Source organism: Streptomyces sp. NBC_01296, assembly GCF_035984415.1.
GTDB lineage: Bacteria > Actinomycetota > Actinomycetes > Streptomycetales > Streptomycetaceae > Streptomyces.
This window is the reverse complement of sequence record NZ_CP130720.1, coordinates 3,874,550-3,891,889: the sequence shown is the minus strand read 5'-3', so window position 1 is coordinate 3,891,889 and position 17,340 is coordinate 3,874,550. Positions and strand designations below refer to the sequence as shown.

Sequence of the window (17,340 nt, the reverse complement as noted above, 5' to 3'; positions counted from 1 at the left end):
GGGGCGCTCACAGTGGAGAATCTGATTGGGCTGCTGATCGCGGCGCCCCTGCTCGGAGCGGCGGTGCTGCTCTGCGGCGGCCGCCGCCTCGACAAGGCCGGCCACTGGCTCGGCACCCTCCTCGCCGCCGCCTCCTTCGGCATCGGCGTGGTCCTGTTCGCCGACCTGCTCGGGCGCGGCGCCGAGGACCGGACCCTGTACGAGAAGCTGTACACCTGGATCCCCGTCGAGGGTTTCCAGGCGGACGTCGCCTTCCAGCTCGACCAGCTGTCGATGACGTTCGTCCTGCTGATCACCGGGGTCGGCACGCTCATCCACATCTACTCCATCGGGTACATGGAGCACGACGAGCGCCGCCGCCGCTTCTTCGGCTACCTGAACCTGTTCCTCGCGGCGATGCTGCTGCTGGTCCTCGCCGACAACTACCTGCTGCTGTACGTCGGGTGGGAGGGCGTCGGCCTCGCCTCGTACCTGCTCATCGGCTTCTGGCAGCACAAGCCCAGCGCGGCGACCGCCGCGAAGAAGGCCTTCCTGGTCAACCGGGTCGGCGACATGGGCCTGTCGATCGCGATCATGCTGCTGTTCACCACCTTCGGGACCTTCGCCTTCGGGCCGGTGTTCGCCTCCGTGGGCAACGCCACCGAGGGCAAGCTGACGGCGATCGCCCTGATGCTGCTGCTCGCCGCGTGCGGCAAGTCGGCCCAGGTGCCGCTGCAGTCCTGGCTCGGCGACGCGATGGAGGGCCCGACCCCGGTCTCGGCCCTGATCCACGCGGCGACGATGGTGACGGCGGGCGTGTACCTGATCGTCCGCTCGGCCGCCGTTTTCAACGGTGCGCCGGACGCCCAGCTGGTGGTCACCATCGTGGGCGCGGTCACGCTGATCTTCGGTGCGATCGTCGGTTGCGCGAAGGACGACATCAAGAAGGCACTCGCCGGGTCGACGATGTCGCAGATCGGCTACATGATCCTCGCGGCGGGCCTCGGCCCCATCGGGTACGTCTTCGCGATCATGCACCTGGTGACGCACGGCTTCTTCAAGGCCGGCCTCTTCCTCGGCGCGGGTTCCGTCATGCACGGGATGAACGACGAAGTGGACATGCGCAAGTACGGCGCCCTGCGGAAGTTCATGCCGGTCACCTTCGTCACCTTCGGCCTCGGCTACCTGGCGATCATCGGCTTCCCCGGACTGTCCGGCTTCTTCTCCAAGGACATGATCATCGAGGCGGCCTTCGCCAAGGGCGGCACCCAGGGCTGGATCCTCGGCGGGGTCGCCCTGATCGGCGCCGGCATCACCGCCTTCTACATGACCCGGGTCATGCTCCTCACCTTCTTCGGTGAGAAGCGCTGGCAGCCGGACGCAGGCGGCCACGAGCCGCACCCGCACGAGTCCCCGAAGTCCATGACCATCCCGATGGTCATCCTGGCGTTCGGGTCGGTCTTCGCCGGCGCGTTCTTCGAGATCGGCGAGCGCTTCCTGAAGTGGCTCGAGCCCGTCACCGGTTACGAGCACGGCAACTCGCCGGTCAGCGCCATGACGGTGACCGCGTCCACCATGGTCGTCCTGGTCGTCGGCGTCGCCGTCGCCTGGTCGATGTACGGCCGCAGGCCCGTCCCGGTGGTCGCCCCGCGCGGCTCGCTCCTCACCCGGGCGGCCCGGCGGGACCTGCTCCAGGACGATTTCAACCACGTCGTGCTGGTGCGCGGCGGGGAGCACCTGACCCGCTCGCTCGTGTACGTCGACCACAGCCTGGTCGACGGGGTGGTCAACGGGACGGCCGCCTCGGTCGGCGGACTGTCGGGCCGGCTGCGCAAGCTGCAGAACGGCTACGCCCGCAGCTACGCGGTCTCGATGTTCGGGGGCACGGCGATCCTCATCGCCGCGACCCTGCTGATGAGGGCGGTGTGAGATGAGTTTCCCGCTTCTGACGGTGACGGCCGCGGTCCCCGCGGTCGGCGCCGTCCTGACGGCGGCCGTCCCGGCCGCCCGCAGGACCGCCGCCAAGTGGCTCGCGCTGCTGTTCTCGCTGGCGACGCTGGCCCTGGCCGTGCTCGTCGCGGTCCGCTTCGAGCCCGGTGGCGCTCGCTACCAGCTCACCGAATCACACGCCTGGATCGCCGACTTCGGCGTCCGCTACGAACTGGGCGTCGACGGCATCGGGGTGGCGCTGATCGCGCTCACCGCCCTGCTGATCCCCTTCGTCATCGGGGCCGGCTGGCACGACGCCGACCCCCTTGAGACGCATTCGTCCCGCTGGCGGCCGACGCAGGGCTTCTTCGCCCTGATCCTGCTGGTCGAGGCGATGGTGGTCATCTCCTTCGAGGCCACCGACGTCTTCCTCTTCTACGTCTTCTTCGAAGCCATGCTCATCCCGATGTACTTCCTCATCGGCGGCTTCGGGGACCGGGCACATACCGGGTCCGATGAGAACGCGGCCGCGCAGCGCTCGTACGCGGCGGTCAAGTTCCTCCTCTACAACCTGGTCGGCGGCCTCATCATGCTGGCCGCGGTCATCGGGCTGTACGTGGTCGCCGGGAACTTCTCGCTCCAGGAGATCGCCGCCGCCCGTGCCGCGGGCACGCTCGACATGACGACCAACACCGAGCGGCTGCTGTTCCTCGGCTTCTTCTTCGCCTTCGCGGTGAAGGCCCCGCTGTGGCCGCTGCACACCTGGCTGCCGAACGCGATGGGCGAGTCCACCGCCCCGGTCGCCGTACTGATCACCGCGGTCGTCGACAAGGTCGGCACCTTCGCGATGCTCCGCTTCTGCCTCGGGCTGTTCCCCGACGCCAGCAAGTGGGCCACGCCGGTGATCCTCGTCCTCGCCCTGATCAGCATCGTCTACGGCGCGCTGGTCGCGGTCGGGCAGCGGGACATCAAGCGGCTGGTCGCGTACGCCTCGATCTCGCACTTCGGGTTCATCATCATGGGCATCTTCGCGATGACCTCCCAGGGGCAGTCGGGCGCGACGCTCTACATGGTCAACCACGGGATCTCGACGGCCGCGCTGATGCTGGTGGCCGGCTTCCTGATCTCGCGGCGCGGCTCCCGGCTCATCGCCGACTACGGCGGTGTGCAGAAGGTGGCCCCGGTGCTGGCCGGCACCTTCCTGATCGGCGGCCTCGCCACGCTGTCGCTGCCGGGCCTCGCGCCCTTCGTCAGCGAATTCCTGGTCCTGGTCGGCACGTTCGCCCGGTACCCCGTCATCGGCATCATCGCCACCATCGGCATCGTGCTGGCCGCGCTTTACACCCTGGTGCTCTACCAGCGCACGATGACCGGCCCCGTGAAGGAGGAGGTCCGCACGATGAAGGACCTGCACCTGCGGGAGGTGCTGGTGGTCGCCCCGCTGATCGCGCTGCTGATCGCGCTGGGCGTGTACCCGAAGCCGCTCACCGAGATCGTCAACCCGGCGGTGGAGCACACCATGTCCGACGTACACCAGAAGGACCCGAAGCCACAGGTGGCTGTCGAGGCCAAGAACGGGGAGGCGGCGAAGTGAGCACCATGGCTGCTGCCCAAGGGCTGCTGACGCTGGCGGCCGCGGAACCGGTCGACCGGATCCCGGCCCCGCACATCGAGTACGCGCAGCTCGCGCCCACGCTGATCGTGGTGGGCGCGGCGGTGGTCGGAGTCCTCGTCGAGGCCTTCGTACCGCGCAAGTCCCGCTACTACGTCCAGGTGTTCCTCGCCGTCGCCGCGCTGGCCTCGGCCTTCGCGGCGGTCGTCGGCCTCGCCGCCGGCGGGTACGCGAGCGGCAAGGCGCACATCGCGGCGATGGGCGCCGTGGCCGTGGACGGCCCGGCGCTGTTCCTGCAGGGCACCATCCTGCTGGCCTCGATCGTCGCGGTCTTCACCTTCGCCGAGCGGCGCCTGGACCCGGCGGCGCACGGCAACCGGGTGGACTCGTTCGCCGCGCAGGCGGCGTCCGTACCGGGCAGCGACAGCGAGAAGGCCGCCGTCAAGGCGGGCTTCACCACCACCGAGGTCTTCCCGCTGGTGCTGTTCGCGATCGCCGGGATGCTGATCTTCCCGGCGGCCAACGACCTGCTGACGCTGTTCGTGGCCCTGGAGGTCTTCTCCCTCCCGCTGTACCTGCTCTGCGCCGTCGCCCGCCGCCAGCGGCTGATGTCGCAGGAGGCGGCGGTCAAGTACTTCCTGCTCGGGGCGTTCTCCTCGGCCTTCCTCCTCTTCGGCATCGCGCTGGTCTACGGGTACGCGGGCTCGGTCTCGTACGCGGCCATCGCCGACGTGGTCGACGGCACGGTCACGAAGATCGACCCGGCGCTCGCCGACACCATGGGCAACGACGCACTGCTGCTGATCGGCGGGGCGCTGATCATGATGGGCCTGCTCTTCAAGGTCGGCGCCGTCCCGTTCCACATGTGGACCCCGGACGTCTACCAGGGCGCCCCGACCCCGGTCACGGGCTTCATGGCGGCGGCGACGAAGGTGGCCGCCTTCGGCGCGATGCTGCGGCTGCTGTACGTGGTCCTCCCGGGCCTGCGGTGGGACTGGCGGCCGGTCATGTGGGGCGTGGCCATCGTGACGATGCTGGCCGGCGCGGTGATCGCGGTGACCCAGACCGACGTCAAGCGCCTGCTGGCGTACTCCTCGATCGCGCACGCGGGCTTCATCCTGGCCGGTGTGATCGCGACGTCGGCGCAGGGCGTCCAGTCCGTCCTCTTCTACCTGCTCGCCTACTCCTTCGTGACGATCGGCGCCTTCGCGGTGGTCACGCTGGTGCGCGACGCGGGCGGCGAGGCGACGCACCTGTCCAAGTGGGCGGGCCTGGGCCGCCGTTCCCCGATGACGGCGGCGGTCTTCGCGGTGTTCCTGCTGGCCTTCGCCGGCATCCCGCTGACGTCCGGCTTCGCCGGCAAGTTCGCCGTGTTCAAGGCGGCGGCGGAGGGCGGCGCGGGCGTGCTGGTCGTGGTCGGTGTCATCTCGTCCGCGATCGCCGCGTTCTTCTACATCCGGGTGATCGTCCTGATGTTCTTCAGCGAGCCGAAGGCGGACGGCCCGACGGTGGCCGTCCCGTCGCCGCTGACGATGACGACCATCGCGGTGGGCGTGGCGGTGACCCTGGTCCTGGGCCTGGCGCCGCAGTACTTCCTGGACCTGGCGGGACAGGCGAGCACGTTCGTCCGCTGACCGGCTGTCGCGTGTTGGTGCCGGGGCCCGGCTCCCTTGGGGGGAGCCGGGCCCCGGCGCGTGTGGGTGCTACTCGCCGCTGCGGCGCTTCGGCGTGATGGCGGCGAGGTCCAAGTCCATGGGGAAGGGGACCGAGACCTTGAGGCGGTCGTGGAAGATGCCGGTGGCCACGTATGCCTCGGTGGCGGGGTCGAGTTCGTAGACGTAGACCACGGCTCGGCCCTCCTTGTTCTCCACCCGCCAGAAGTGCGGGATCTTGGCGTGGGCGTACTTGATCGGCTTGGTCTCGCGGTCCCGGCCCACCGACTCCGGCGAGACCACCTCGATGGCCAGCCGGACGAGCGACGCGGGGAGCCGGGTCTGGTCCGGATCCTCGCCGTCCTCCTCGGCGACGATCACGTCCGGCTCGGGCCTGTTGCGCCGGTCGATGTCGATCGTGAACTCTCTGATCACCTCGAGCCCCTCCGGCACCACGGATTCAAGCTGCTGCTCGAAGAACCTCAGGGCGCGCATGTGAAAACGAGTCTGCGGACTCACGAAGACCAGGCTCCCGTCGATCAGCTCCGTATGCGGAGGCAGGTTGGGAAGCCGGTCGAGGTCGTCTGCTGTCCAGCCGCCCGCGGGCGGGACGGGCCAGCGGTATGTCGGCTCGGTTTCCTCGGGATCGACGCTCATCGGTAGTGCTCCCATGTGACGGAGTCTCGTGAGTCCGTCCAGCGTATCGCCGGGGATCCTTCCGGGACCGTCCCCACGTGTGAACGGGGTCGTGATGTTGACCCCGTCAGTGGCGGCTGGCATATGCGCGGACATCGGCGTCCGGGTCCGAGGTGGCCGTGGCCAGGGCTGTGCGGGCCTGGGGGGTGGCGCGGTGGGTGCGCAGGGAGAGGACGGCGGCCTTGCGGACGTCCGCGTTGTCGTCCTTCAGGGCCGTGGCCAGCGGGGCGACCGCCGCGGCGGGGTCGGCCGCCGAGAGGGCGGTGGCTCCGCCCGCGCGGACCTGCCAGGCCGGGTCGGCCAGGGCCGTGATGGCGGTGGCGGCGTACGGCGCCGGGCAGCCCGTGGCGGCCAGGGACGCCAGGGCCGCGCCCCGGACCAGCGGGTCCGGGTCCGAGAGGAGGGGGTCCAGCGGGGCAGGGGCGGGGGAGTGGACCGCCGCGAGGCCCTTGGCCACCGCCACGCGGACCTCCCGGGCCGGGTCGCCCGCGGCCTGCGCGAGGGCCGGGACGGCGTCCACCGAGACCAGCGCCCGGACCGCGTGGATACGGACCTCCGGGTCGGGGTCCGCGAGGGACTCCGCGTACGCCTCGGCGTCCCCGAGACGCAGCGCGCGCAGGGCTTCGAGCGCCGCCGAGCGGACCGCCGGGTCGGGGACCCCCAGGGCGGCGCGCAGGGCGGTCCCGAGTTCCGCGTCGGCCGGCAGGACCTCGAGCAGCTCCCGCAGCGCGGCCGCGGCGGCCGCCCGTACCGCCGGATCCGGATCGCCGAGGCGGGCCGCCAGCTCCGGGCCCGCCCCCGCCGGGACGGTCTCGCCGATCACGGCCACGGCTGCGGCCCGTACCGCCGGATCGGGATCGGTGAGGTACGGGCGCAGGGCCGCGAGGTCCGGCGACTCCTCGGCCAGGGCGAGCAGTTCGAGGATCCGGGGCGAGGGGCCGGCCGCCCCGGCCGGGACCGTCGCGCAGGCCGCAGCCGCCGGGGCCGAGGGCTCGGGCCCTGCGCCGGCCGCGGTCATGGAGGCAGCCGCAGCTGCCCCCGGGAGCGCTGCGCGCGCCGCGGAGGCCGCTGCTGCGCGGGGAGTCGCCGTGCGCGGGCCCGCCGTCGCCACGCCGACCAGTGCGACCTCGCCCAGGTGCCGCGACGCCCCGCCCGTCGGGGTGAATTCGGGGACGGGGACCACGTACGGCTCCACCGGCCGGGCCGTGAACTCCATCGCCCCCGAGGCCGATTTGCGCAGGTCCAGGTGGTGCAGCCAGCCCGCGTCGTCGCGCCCCGGGTGGTCGAGCCGCTCGTGGTACAGGCCCCAGCGGGACTCCGTCCGCGCCAGCGACGCCCGGGCCGCCATCTCCGCGCAGTCCCGGATGAAGGACACCTCCGCGCACCGCATCAGCTCGTGCGGGGTCTGCGCCCCCATCTCCTCGATCTCGCCGCTCATCCGGGTGAACGCCTCCACGGCCAGCGAGAGCTTCGCGCCCGTCTTCGGCGGGGCCACGTAGTCGTTGACGAAGCGCCGCAGCTTGTACTCCACCTGCGGCTGCGGCGGCCCGTCCGGCCGGCGCAGCGGCCGGTAGACCAGCTCGTGGGCCGCCGCCACCTGGTCCGCCGGGAGCGGGCCCTCGTACGCCGTGTACTGCGCCGCGTCCTCGCCCGCCAGGTCGCCGAAGACGAACGCCCCGATCATGTAGTTGTGCGGTACGGAGGCCAGGTCGCCGGCCGCGTACAGCCGGGGCACGGTGGTGCGTGCGTGGTCGTCGACGCGCACGCCCGACGCCGAGTGGCCCCCGCACAGTCCGATCTCCGAGATGTGCATCTCGATGTCGTGCGTGCGGTAGTCGTGGCCGCGGCCCGCGTGGAAGGTGCCGCGGGTCGGCCGCTCCGTGGTGTGCAGGATCGATTCGAGGGAGGAGACGGTCTCCTCCGGGAGGTGGCTGAGCTTCAGGTACACCGGCCCCCGGTCCGAGGCGAGTTCGGCCGCGAACTCGGACATCATCTGCCCCGACCAGTAGTCGGAGTCGACGAACCGCTCGCCGTGCCGGTTGACCTGGTAGCCGCCGAAGGGGTTCGCGACGTACGCGCACGCCGGCCCGTTGTAGTCCTTGATCAGCGGGTTGATCTGGAAGCACTCGATTCCGGTGAGGGCCGCGCCCGCGTGGTAGGCCATGGCGTAGCCGTCGCCCGCGTTGGTGGGGTTCTCGTAGGTCCCGTAGAGGTATCCGGAGGCGGGGAGTCCGAGCCGCCCGCAGGGGCCGGTCGCGAGGATCACGGCGCCCGCGCGGACCGTCACGAAGGCGCCGGTACGGGTGTTGAAGGCGGCCGCGCCGATGGCCCGGCCGTCCTCGGGCGAGGTGAGGATCCGGACCGGCATCACCCGGTTCTCGATCCGGATCCGCTCGCGCATCTCGCGGCGGCGCAGCTGCCGGTAGAGGACCTTCTTGACGTCCTTGCCCTCGGGCATGGGCAGCACGTACGAGCCGGAGCGGTGGACCCGGCGGACCGCGTACTCGCCGTGCTCGTCCTTCTCGAACTTCACGCCGTACGACTCCAGGCGCTGCACCATCGCGAAGCCGCGGGTGGCGGTCTGGCGGACGGTGGACTGGTCGACGACGCCGTCGTTGGCGCGGGTGATCTCGGCGACGTAGTCGTCGGGCTCGGCGCGGCCGGGGACGACCGCGTTGTTGACCCCGTCCATGCCCATGGCGAGGGCGCCGGAGTGGCGTACGTGCGCCTTCTCCAGCAGCAGGACCCGCGCACCGCGGCCGGCGGCGGTCAGGGCCGCCATGGTGCCGGCGGTGCCGCCGCCGATGACGAGGACGTCGCAGGAGAGTTCCTCGGCGTCGGCGATCGCGGGGATGTCCATGGTGGGGCTGCCCTTCGGGGGTCGGGGGGTCGGGGGCCGGGGCCGGGCCGGTGGCCGGGGATCGGCGGTCAGAGGGAGGAGAGGATCCGGCGGCGGAGGGCCGAATGATCGGCGGACCGGTCGCGGGGAAGCGGTACGTCGACCACGGTGTCGGCGTGGAGCAGCGCGACGCGGTCGCCCACGAAGAGGGCCTCGTCCACGTCGTGGGTGACGAAGACGACCGTCGCCCCGGTGCCGGCGAGGACGTCTACCAGGAGGTCCTGCATGCCGGCGCGGGTCTGGGCGTCGAGCGCCCCGAAGGGCTCGTCCATGAGGACGGCGCGGGGGCGCGCGGCGAGGGCGCGGGCCAGCTGGACGCGCTGGCGCTGGCCGCCGGAGAGCTGGTGCGGGAGCCTGTGTGCGTGGTCGCCGAGGCCGACGCGGGCCAGCCACCCTTCGGCGGTCCCCCGCCGCTCGGCGCGGGGCACGCGCCGGATGGCGAGGGGCAGTTCGACGTTCGCCCGTACGGTGCGCCAAGGCAGCAGGGCGTCGCCCTGGAAGATGAGCGCCCGGTCGGCGTCGGGCCGGGTGATCGGGGTTCCGTCCTGCGTGACCGTGCCGGAGAGCGGGGGCAGCAGCCCGGCCAGGGTGCGCAGCAGCGTGGACTTCCCGCATCCGGAGGGCCCGACGACGGCCAGCACCTCGCCGGGCCGGATGTCGAGGTCGAGCCCTTCGAGGACGGCCGGGCCGCCGGCGCGTCCGAGCCGAACCCCCTTCAGCCGGAGGGCTGCGCCGGGAGGTGCGGTGGTGGTGGCGAGTACGGCCGCTGATGCGGACATCGGGGGACCTCCTGCGACGAGTCGAATGCCGGTCGGCGGCGCCGGCCCCGGCGATGGGGGCGCGGGGTCACGGAACGGCCGGTTCCGGGGTCGGGCGGCGGGGGTTCGCCCCCCGGGCGGCGGCTGCGGTGGCAGCGGGCGGCCCTGCGGAGGGGCGCTCGGTGCGGGTCGGGAGCCATCGCGTCAGGCGGCGGCCCAGGCGTTCCACCGCCGTCGAGGTCAGCCAGCCCAGCGCGCCGATCGTGGCCATGCCGACGAAGACCCCCGGGTAGTCCACCACCGTGTAGTCCTGCCACGTGCGGTAGCCCACCCCGTACTCGCCCGAGATCATCTCCGCCGAGATCACGCAGATCCACCCGACCCCGATGCCGACCGACAGGCCGCCGAAGATCCCGGGGAGCGCCCCGGGCAGGACCACCGACAGCAGGATCCGCCCCCGGCCCCCGCCCATCGTCAGGACCGCCTCCTCCCAGACCGGGGACAACGCCGCCACCGCGTGGCGGGTCGACACCAGGACGGGGAAGAACGCCGCCGTGCACGTGATGAACACGATCCCCTGCTCGTTCGAGGGGAAGAGGAGGATCGCGACCGGGACGAGCGCGATCGCCGGGATCGGGCGCAGTACCTCCAGCACCGGGCCGAGCACGTCCGCCGCCACCCGCGAGCGGGCGATCGCCGTGCCCACCGCCACCCCCAGCACCGCCGCCAGCGCGAAGCCCGACACGATCCGGCTCAGGCTGGAGACGAGGTCCTGCCAGTACGGACCGGTCGACGCCCGCTCGGCGAGCTTCGCCGCGACCTCCCCCACCGTCGGGAACTGCCCGAACCGGAGCCAGAGTTCCACGTCCAGCGAAGTCAGCAGCTGCCACGCCACCAGGGCCGCCCCCAGCGAAGCCAGGCGCAGCAGCCGGCGCCCCGGGGTCATGAGGCGATGCCTCCGGCTTCGGCGAAGCTCACGATCCGCGCCCCGGATCCCTGGTGCCGGTCGACGTACGACGTGGCGCCCGCCCGGGTGACGAACGCCCGCAGTGCGGAGCCCTCCGCCACCCACACCGCCTTGTCGGCGAACCAGAGGGTCCCGGTCTCCGCGTCCGGTACGTACGCCGCCCGGACGTCCGCGCCCTTCAGGGCCTTCAGGAGGGCCGCCGGGGTGTCGAACGTCCGGGTGGCGGGCTCGTTCTTCAGCCACAGCTCGGGCCGGGCGGGGGCCGCCGCCGGATAGTCCGCGTCCGGTACGGCCCGCTTGAGCGGCGCCGGGTCCACGAACGCGTCCACGTCCACGTCGCCGACCAGCTTCGCGTCCTTGAGGACCGGCACGTCCTCCTTCAGCGCCGCCAGCAGCTCCGGCCGCAGCGCCGGGTCGAAGGTCGCGATCCCGTTCGCGCCGTTGTACAGGTAGACGACCTCCGCGGGCAGCCCGGTCTCCTTCGCCACCGACTCGGCCGCCGCGACCGGCTGCGTCCGCAGGTACTCGGTCGCCTTGCGCTGCGCCCGCAGGAAGTCGTCCAGCACGCCGGCCCGTTCGGCCGCGAACTCCTGCCGCACCGTGACCCCGTGGAAGGTCGGCAGGTTCAGCTCGGCGCCGTCGTAGAGCGCCTTGGCCTTCCCCTCGTACGCGAGCTGCCCCGGCCAGGCCACGAACTGCGACAGCGCGTCCGCACTGCCCGCCTGGAGGGCGGAAGCGCCCACGCTGGGCTGCTGGTTGAGCTTCTGGATACCGCTCGAAGGATCGATCCCGGCACGCTGCAGGGCCCGTACGAGGGTCCCGTCCGCGGCGGAGCCGACCGAGGTCGACACCTTCTTGCCGCGCAGGTCGGCCAGCGACTCGAACTTCGCGTTCGGCGCGGTGACGACGGTGTTGAGGCCGCCGCGCAGGTTGTAGCCGGTCACGGAGACGAGGCGGGTCGGCTGCTTCAGCTCCTTGCCGCGGGCCGCGTTGATCAGCAGCGGGAAGTCGCCCATCGAGCCGATGTCGATCTTCCCGGCGGTCATCTGGGCGGTGATGGGCGCGCCCGTGGCGTAGTCCTGCCAGTCGACCTTGTACGTGACGCCGTCCTTCTTGCCGCGCGCCGCGAGCTCCTGCTCGAAGTAGCCGAGGGAGCGCAGCAGGGTGCCGGCGGTGACGGTGTTGATGGTCTTGGACTGGTAGCCGACGGTCACGGTCACCGTCCCGGGGCCGTCCGCCCCGGAGGCGTCCCCGCCGCACCCGCCGGCCAGCGGAGCGAGGAGCAGCAGGGCGGCGGGTGCGAGAGCTCTTCTACGGAGCATCGGAACGGGGCCTTTCACCAGGGTCACCAGGGTCGCCAGGGTCATCGGAGCAGGTAGGGCATGTTGACGGTCACCGCGCCCGTGGGGCAGCGGGCGGCGCACGGGCCGCAGTACCAGCACTCGTCCACGTGCATGTACGCCTTGCCGCTGTCCTGGTGGATCGCGAGGGAGTCGAGCGGGCACATGTCGACGCAGAGGGTGCAGCCGTCGATGCACAGGGACTCGTCGATGGTCACGGGCACGTCGCCGCGCTGGGGGACCAGAGGCATGGCTGTCTCCAGGGAGGAAGGTGGGGGAGGGCGGGGCTCAGAGGGAGCGGCGGAGCAGGCCGCTCATGGTGATCCGGTCGCCGCGGAAGCGGATGAACTCCAGGTCCACGGGCCGGCCGTCGCCCAGATGGGTGAGCCGCTCCAGCATCAGCACGGCGGCCCCGCGCGGGGCCTGCAGGACGGCGGCCGAGTGCGCGTCGGCGTTGACGGCCTCGAGGGTGATCTCGGCGTGGCCGAGGGGCTGTCCCGTCAGGGACTCCAGCAGCCGGAAGACGTCGGTGTTCTCCAGGTCGCAGCCGAGCAGTTCGGCGCCGATGTCCAGGGGGACGTACGTGAGGTCGAGGGAGAGCGGGAGCCCGTTCAGGCGGCGCAGCCGCTCGATGTAGAGCACGTCGGCGTGCTCGGGAAGCCGCAGTCGGCCGGCGACGGGGGCGGGGGCGCGCACCGGGCCGACGGTGCGGACCTCGTTGGTGACCCGGCCGTGCTCGTGCAGGGTTTCGGCCAGGCCCTGGAGGCGGTGTAGGCCGTGGGGGTACTTCTCGCAGACGACGACGGTGCCGACCCCGGGCCGGCGTTCGACGAGCCGCTCGCCGCGCAGCAGGTCGAGGGCCTGGCGGACGGTGTTGCGGCCGGCTCCGTAGTCGGCGGCGAGGGCGTCCTCCAGGGGGAGGACCCCGCCGGGGTAGCCGCCGGCCAGGATCTGGTGGCGCAGCAGGTCGGCGAGCTGCCGCGCCTGGTCCGCGCGCAGTCGCCGCCGGCGCGCGGCGGCGACCGGGACGGTGTGCTCACGGGTGCGTTCGGCTGGCATGGCAGGGAACATACCGACGGCTTCCGGCCAGTGGTGTTGCCGCAGTATTGCGCCACCGCGAGGGCCCGGCGTCAGGGCTGTGACCTGCTGCGACGCCGGGGTGGCGGAAAGATCCGCCACCCCGGTGATGTCATTCGTCCCGAGGGGCGGACTAGCGGGATCCCACAATGCGGCCGGTGACCTCGCCGAGGCCCACGCGGGTGCCCTCGGGGCCCGGGGCCCAGGCGGTCATGGTGACGGTGTCGCCGTCCTCGAGGAAGGTGCGCTTGCCGTCGGCGAGCTCGATGGCGTCGCGCCCGTTCCACGTCAGCTCCAGCAGCGAGCCGCGCTGTCCGACCTCGGGTCCGCTGACCGTGCCCGAGCCGAAGACGTCGCCGGTGCGCAGGGAGGCGCCGTTGACGGTCATGTGCGCGAGCTGCTGGGCGGCGGTCCAGTACATCGTCGCGAACGGCGGCTGCGCGACCTCCTGCCCGTTGATCGACACGGTGATGTGCAGGTCGAAGCCGCCGGGCCGGTCGGCGTCGGCGTCGTCGAGGTAGGGCAGGAGGGGGAAGTCGCGGGCCGGCGGGGCGACCCGGGCCGCCTCCAGGGCCTCCAGCGGGGTCACCCAGGCGGAGACGGAGGTGGCGAAGGACTTGCCGAGGAAGGGGCCCAGCGGCACGTACTCCCAGGCTTGGATGTCGCGCGCCGACCAGTCGTTGAGCAGGAACAGCCCGAACACGTGGTCCTCGAAGGCGCCCAGCGGCACCGGGCTGCCGAGCTCCGACGGGGTGCCGACGACGAAGCCGACCTCGGCCTCGATGTCGAGCTTGACGGACGGGCCGAAGACGGGCGCCGGGTCGGCGGGCGCCTTGCGCTGCCCGGAGGGGCGGGCGACGTCGGTGCCGGAGACGACGATCGTGCCGGAGCGGCCGTGGTAGCCGATCGGCAGGTGCTTCCAGTTGGGGGTGAGCGCGTCCCCGTCCGGGCGGAACATCCGGCCGACGTTGGTGGCGTGGTGCTCGCTCGCGTAGAAGTCGACGTAGTCGGCGACCTCGTACGGCAGGTGCAGGGTGACGGCGTCCAGCGGGACGAGGTGCGGCTCGACCGTCACGCGGTGGCCGGGGTCGGTCACCCAGGCGGTCAGCGCGCGGCGCACGTCGCGCCAGGCGGTGCGGCCGGCGGCCAGCAGCGGGTTGAGCGAGGACTGCCCGAGCAGCGCGGCGTACGGGGAGCCGAGCGCGGCCGCGGCCGCCCCCGCGTCGAGCACGTGTCCGCCGATGCGCACACCGATGCGACGGCGGCCGGGCTCCGCGGAGGTGGAGAAGACGCCGTACGGGAGGTTGTGCGGCCCGAACGGGTCGCCCTCGGGCACATCGAGGGGGCTCTGCTGGGGCATGGGGTACTGCCTCGCTTTCGACGCGGTCCGGGGGTGTCCCGGCGGGCTGGTTGATACGTTACGTGGCCAGTGGGGCGTGCGGGAGGCCGGATACGGGCTCTATTTGTAGGACTTGTCCAAAGGGGTCCGTATCCTTGCGCCGTGACTTCCGCCCCGCTTTCGGCCCTCCCCTATGCCTTGATCGCCACTGACCTGGACGGGACGCTGCTGCGCGCCGGAGACACCGTCTCCGCGCGGTCGTACGCGGCGCTCGCGACGGCGCGCGCCGCCGGCGCCCAGCACATCATCGTCACCGGGCGCCCCGTTCCACAGGTCCGGCACGTCCTGGACGACCTCGGCTACACAGGGCTCGCGGTGTGCGGGCAGGGCGCGCAGGTGTACGACACGGCGTGCGCCCGCCTGTTGCACTCCATTCCGCTGGACCGGGATCTGGCGGACGTGGCGCTCGGGAAGATCGAGGCGGAGATCGGCGAGGTGTACGCGGCGGTCAACCAGGAGGGGTTGGACGCCGAGATGCTGATAGGGCCGGGTTACCGGATGTGGCACCCGCACCTCCCGACGGTCCGGGTGCACCGGCGCAGCGACCTGTGGGCCGCGCCGATCAACAAGGTGCTGCTCCAGCACCCGGAGCTGGACGACGACGAGCTGACGCGGGTCGCCCGTTCGGTGGTCGGGGACCTGGTGAACGTGACGATGGCGGGGGAGCACACGGTGGAGCTCCAGCCGCCGGGTGTCAGCAAGGCGAGCGGGCTGGCCCTGGCGGCGGAGCTGCTGGGCGTCGGCCCGTCGTCGACGATCGCCTTCGGCGACATGCCGAACGACATCCCGATGTTCGCGTGGGCGGCGCACGGCGTGGCGATGGCCAACGCCCACCGAGAACTGATGGCCGTGGCCGACGAGCTGACGCTCTCGAACGAGCAGGACGGCATCGCGGTGGTCCTGGAACGCCTCTTCCCCGGCTGATCCGCCCTGCAGGGCCGTCAACCCGCCGCCCGCGGCAACCGCCGCTCCCACGTCCGGTGGAAGACCACTTCGTCCCCCTCCCGGCACACCACCTCGTTCGACGTGACGAAGCCGCCCTCGTCGCACGAGACCTCCGACCGGGTCTCCACCCGTACGTCCCATGCCAGTTCCGGCCGGTGCAACCGGATCCGCCAGTCCGAGCGGGTCCGGGCCGACAGCGGATCCGCCGAGTCGATCTCGTACACCTCCAGCGCGTCCTCGCCGTACTCCAGCCCGTCCGGATACACCCGCGTGCCCCCGTACCGCGGGTCCACCTCCAGCCGCCACCGCCCGCGCGCGACGTCCCGTACGACCAGCCGCTCAGGCCGCGGCTCGTCCAGCGTGGCCGGGACGACCACACCCAGCGGCTCCGACTGCTCCGGCGGCTCGAAGCCGATGGGCGGATCCGGGTCGGCGGCGGCACGGACCGGCAGGACCAGCGCACTGCCCGCCGGATCCAGCGTCCACCCCGCCTGCGACCCGGCCCGCGGCCAGATCCACGGCCAGTACGCCGAGGAGAGCGCGAGCCGGATCCGGTGGCCGGCCGCGAAGCGGTGCCCGATGCCGTTCAGCTCGAACACCACGTCCTCGTACGCGCCCACCGGCCACGGCACCGCCTTGTCCCGCCCCAGCCGCGCCGAGAGGTTCAGCGCGCCCCGGGTGACCAGCGTCGAGGAGCCGTCGGGCGCCACGTCGCACAGGCGGGCCACCACCTGGCCGTACGGGACGTCCATCCGCAGCCGGGCCGTCACCTGTGCGCGGCCCAGGACCTCCACCGGCTCGCGCCCCACCGGGAACTCGAAGCAGGCCGACTTCGCGTCCTCCTCCCGCTGGTCCGGCGGCAGGTCCGCCTCGTTGCCGAACGGGAAGAACCGCCCCGCGTCCAGCCCCGTGTGCTGCGGGGAGGCCACGGCCACCGGCGCGCCCTGGAGCGCGTACGTGACGGGGGTGACGGCGGGGGAGGGCCACTCGGCGTCCCCGACCCAGCGGCCCGGCAGCACCTCGTACGTGGTCGCCGGCGGATGGGACTCCGAGATCCAGGAGCGCAGCAGGGGCTCGTCCATCACCCCGTTGTCGCCCGCGCCGGAGGCGCTGTCGGAATCGGTCTTCAGCCAGTGGTCCCACCACCGCAGGGTCTCCTGGAGGAACCCGATCGCCGGACCGGGCGGCAGCCCGCGGTCCGGGTACTGGTGCGACCACGGGCCGATCAGCCCCCGCACCCGTTCGGCGGGCAGACGGGAGACCAGTCGCAGCACCGCGTCCCGGTACGGGTCGTGCCAGCCGCCCACCGCGAGGACGGCCGCGCCGATCGCCGGGTAGTCCTCGCAGACGCTGCCGTGGCGCCAGTAGTCGTCCCGCGTCTGGTGGGCCAGCCAGGTGTGGATCAGGGGTTCGACGGATTCCAGCCGCGCCAGCCACTGCTCGCGCCAGCCGTCGCCGACGAACAGCGGGTCCGGCGGGCGCGCCGCGAAGGCCAGCATGGTCGCCGCCCACGCGTGCATGTCCACGGCCAGCACCGAGCCGCCCATGTAGTGGACGTCGTTGTCGTACCGGTCGTCCGTCGAGCAGACCGTGACGACCGCCTTCAGGGCCTGCGGTGCCAGCGCCGCGATCTGGAGGGAATTGAACCCGCCCCACGAGATCCCGAACATCCCCACCGCCCCCGTGCACCACGGCTGCGCCGCCAGCCACTCCACCACCGCGACCCCGTCGGCCAGCTCCCGCGCGTCGTACTCGTCGCCCGGGTTCCCGCCGCTGCAGCCGTGGCCGCGTACGTCCACCCGAACGGACGCGTAGCCGTGGCCGGCGTACCAGGGGTGGCGCTGCCGGTCCCGCGGGGCGGTCCAGTCCGTCAGCCGGTACGGCAGGTACTCCAACAGGGCCGGAACGGGCTCGTCCGTCACGGGGCGCCAGATCCGGGCGTACAGCTCCACTCCGTCGGCCATCGGGATCCGGACGTCCTCGTGCGACGTCTCGTACGGGAACTCGGTACGGATGATCATTCGGCAACCACCTCGGTGGACGGGGTGCATCGTGCGCCGCAGCCACGGCGCCAGGGGTCCGTGGTC

Annotated in this window: 13 protein-coding genes; 4 read left to right on the top strand and 9 right to left on the bottom strand. The window is 72.4% G+C overall.

Annotated elements, in window-relative coordinates; translation table 11 throughout:
- The first annotated feature begins 12 nt into the window (after window positions 1-12).
- From nuoL to nuoN, 3 genes are read left to right on the top strand one after another with little or no spacing between them, the layout of a single operon-like run.
- Window positions 13-1,908 (top strand): NADH-quinone oxidoreductase subunit L, encoded by a 1,896-nt coding sequence (gene nuoL, locus OG299_RS17345; RefSeq protein ID WP_266626570.1) that lies wholly within the window; start codon window positions 13-15, stop codon window positions 1,906-1,908.
- A 1-nt stretch (window position 1,909) separates the two neighbouring features.
- On the top strand, window positions 1,910-3,502 hold the full coding sequence (locus OG299_RS17340) for an NADH-quinone oxidoreductase subunit M (RefSeq protein ID WP_266626568.1): 1,593 nt from the start codon (window positions 1,910-1,912) through the stop codon (window positions 3,500-3,502).
- Window positions 3,503-3,507: 5 nt separating this feature from the next.
- Window positions 3,508-5,154, top strand: a complete 1,647-nt coding sequence (nuoN, locus tag OG299_RS17335) for an NADH-quinone oxidoreductase subunit NuoN (RefSeq protein WP_266633324.1) — start codon at window positions 3,508-3,510, stop codon at window positions 5,152-5,154.
- A 69-nt stretch (window positions 5,155-5,223) separates the two neighbouring features.
- Here the strand turns inward: nuoN and OG299_RS17330 are convergent, their stop codons facing one another.
- From OG299_RS17330 to fahA, 8 genes are all read right to left on the bottom strand, one after another.
- Window positions 5,224-5,829 carry a Uma2 family endonuclease gene (locus OG299_RS17330; protein WP_327361938.1) on the bottom strand — a complete coding sequence of 202 codons (606 nt, stop codon included), beginning with the start codon at window positions 5,827-5,829 and terminating at the stop codon, window positions 5,224-5,226.
- Between the two features lie 106 nt (window positions 5,830-5,935).
- Window positions 5,936-8,728 carry a fumarate reductase/succinate dehydrogenase flavoprotein subunit gene (locus OG299_RS17325; RefSeq protein WP_327361937.1) on the bottom strand — a complete coding sequence of 931 codons (2,793 nt, stop codon included), beginning with the start codon at window positions 8,726-8,728 and terminating at the stop codon, window positions 5,936-5,938.
- A gap of 68 nt (window positions 8,729-8,796) precedes the next feature.
- Window positions 8,797-9,546, bottom strand: a complete 750-nt coding sequence (locus tag OG299_RS17320; protein ID WP_266626562.1) for an ABC transporter ATP-binding protein — start codon at window positions 9,544-9,546, stop codon at window positions 8,797-8,799.
- Window positions 9,547-9,613: 67 nt separating this feature from the next.
- Window positions 9,614-10,471, bottom strand: a complete 858-nt coding sequence (locus OG299_RS17315) for an ABC transporter permease (protein ID WP_327361936.1) — start codon at window positions 10,469-10,471, stop codon at window positions 9,614-9,616.
- The gene (locus tag OG299_RS17310) at window positions 10,468-11,859 is read right to left on the bottom strand and encodes an ABC transporter substrate-binding protein (RefSeq protein ID WP_327361935.1); all 1,392 of its coding nucleotides are present in this window, start codon (window positions 11,857-11,859) and stop codon (window positions 10,468-10,470) included. Before OG299_RS17310 ends, OG299_RS17315 begins: the two co-directional genes overlap by 4 nt.
- Window positions 11,856-12,083 carry a 4Fe-4S dicluster domain-containing protein gene (locus tag OG299_RS17305; RefSeq protein ID WP_030298062.1) on the bottom strand — a complete coding sequence of 76 codons (228 nt, stop codon included), beginning with the start codon at window positions 12,081-12,083 and terminating at the stop codon, window positions 11,856-11,858. The genes OG299_RS17310 and OG299_RS17305 overlap by 4 nt, the downstream gene beginning before the upstream one ends.
- Before the next feature lie 37 nt (window positions 12,084-12,120).
- Window positions 12,121-12,891 (bottom strand): GntR family transcriptional regulator, encoded by a 771-nt coding sequence (locus OG299_RS17300; protein WP_327361934.1) that lies wholly within the window; start codon window positions 12,889-12,891, stop codon window positions 12,121-12,123.
- A 151-nt stretch (window positions 12,892-13,042) separates the two neighbouring features.
- Window positions 13,043-14,269: a fumarylacetoacetase gene (gene fahA / locus OG299_RS17295; protein WP_266626553.1), complete on the bottom strand. Its 1,227-nt coding sequence runs from the start codon at window positions 14,267-14,269 to the stop codon at window positions 13,043-13,045.
- A gap of 141 nt (window positions 14,270-14,410) precedes the next feature.
- On the opposite strand from fahA, the gene OG299_RS17290 reads away from it, so the two are divergent.
- Entirely contained in the window at window positions 14,411-15,232 is an 822-nt protein-coding gene (locus tag OG299_RS17290) for a Cof-type HAD-IIB family hydrolase (protein WP_266626551.1), read from the top strand.
- Window positions 15,233-15,249: 17 nt separating this feature from the next.
- On the opposite strand, the gene OG299_RS17285 is transcribed toward OG299_RS17290, so the two are convergent.
- On the bottom strand, window positions 15,250-17,274 hold the full coding sequence (locus OG299_RS17285) for a CocE/NonD family hydrolase (protein WP_266626549.1): 2,025 nt from the start codon (window positions 17,272-17,274) through the stop codon (window positions 15,250-15,252).
- Window positions 17,275-17,340: the final 66 nt, after the last annotated feature.